This window comes from Halomonas sp. 141 (assembly GCF_002810305.1).
Classification (GTDB): domain Bacteria; phylum Pseudomonadota; class Gammaproteobacteria; order Pseudomonadales; family Halomonadaceae; genus Vreelandella; species Vreelandella stevensii.
Map to the genome: position 1 here is coordinate 1 of NZ_PINZ01000100.1, position 1,298 is coordinate 1,298.

Consider the following 1,298-nt stretch of genomic DNA (forward strand, 5'->3'; position numbering starts at 1 on the left):
AACATAACCAAGCCATGCACCGGATGCCAAACCCTTCGCTTCGCTACGGCTTTGTCACCGGTGATGGCGGGCGTTATGTGGTGATGCAATGAATCGTCGCTACGATGTATTTGATTTCGTTGTGATGGTCGGCTTCGTGCTGATCGTCGTGGCACTTGGACTGTTTTTTGTATTGCAGGCAGCCGATACCTTTGAGGTTTTGGTTACCTTGGGGCTGTGGGTGATTTTCTCTTTTTTCATAACAGCACTCGTGCATGGCGTCGCTCGGGGGATCCCAAGGACCGAAGTGAAGGTGCCCAAAGGGTTTGCTTTGCTCGCTTTCAGTATCAGTGGAGCATTGTTTCTATCTGCCTGGGTCATTCCTGGCACATAACCAGGCGCTCAAATGCGTTACGGCCACGAAAGGCGTGGCCTCCACCGGACAGCCACTGCTTCGCAGAGTCTGCCGTTTAGCTTAGCGTTATACGAAAACCCATCCAGAAATTGACATTAGAGGTAATTTATGAGTTACGAAAGTCAAGTATTCAAAATCCCTCGGGAATCAGAAGACTATGAAGAGTGTTCAACCTTCGTCACGAACACCGTCGAGGAGATTATTAAGAATGCTATTGAAAGTGGGCAGAACAAAATATTTATCAACACAAATCTCAAGCTCGGATTGCCCATGGAGAATATCAACAAAATTGCTGGGCCATTTGTTGAAGCATGGGCATCAGAAACGTTCCAATTAATTGCAGATGACAAGTCAAACAAATATTCATTAATGAATGTTGAGGCCGTTGAAAGGCTTCATATGGCGGATGTCATTCTTCAATTTAAACGACAACGTAAAGTTGAAAGTGGCGTAACTGCCGAGGTGGATGTTAAAGCGACTGCGGAAGACATTGACAACAGTGGAAAGTCTCCAAATATCACTTCGTTTGCACGAATTAGAACAGCATATGTAGAAGATCCAGACTATATTTTTATCATTTTGTCTCTAAAACATAGGGTTTACTCCACTCGAAACCAAGAATCCGGACTTATGGATGGAATAATGGAGGTTGTTAAGTACAATGCCTACGATTTGAAGTACATATCTTCAAGGGATTTGAATTACAATCCTGCATTAGGTACGGGGCAGATACAAGTGCGAGACATTCACTATGTGGATATACCTGAATCCGTGAGACCGGCCCCCGGAAGCACTTCTAACCCACTGACCTGCATGGCAATATAGCCATTATCGCCATTCACCCAGACAGTGCCATGCCCAACATAAAGTTCCGCGCCAGTCGCCGCACCCTCACCAGCCACGC

At 45.9% G+C, this 1,298-nt stretch carries 2 protein-coding genes; both read left to right on the top strand.

The annotated features are described in order from the left end of the window. The first annotated feature begins 88 nt into the window (after nucleotides 1–88). Nucleotides 89–373, top strand: coding sequence for a hypothetical protein (locus tag CWI66_RS17450; protein ID WP_100732374.1), 285 nt, complete (start codon nucleotides 89–91; stop codon nucleotides 371–373). Between the two features lie 129 nt (nucleotides 374–502). After that, the gene (locus tag CWI66_RS17455) at nucleotides 503–1,219 is read left to right on the top strand and encodes a restriction endonuclease (RefSeq protein WP_100732375.1); all 717 of its coding nucleotides are present in this window, start codon (nucleotides 503–505) and stop codon (nucleotides 1,217–1,219) included. Nucleotides 1,220–1,298: the final 79 nt, after the last annotated feature.

Excerpts from the sequence above, each read along its gene's own strand:
- CWI66_RS17450 (WP_100732374.1), top strand. The coding sequence starts at position 89 with ATGAATCGTCGCTACGATGTATTTGATTTCGTTGTGATGGTCGGCTTC.
- CWI66_RS17455 (WP_100732375.1), top strand. The coding sequence starts at position 503 with ATGAGTTACGAAAGTCAAGTATTCAAAATCCCTCGGGAATCAGAAGAC.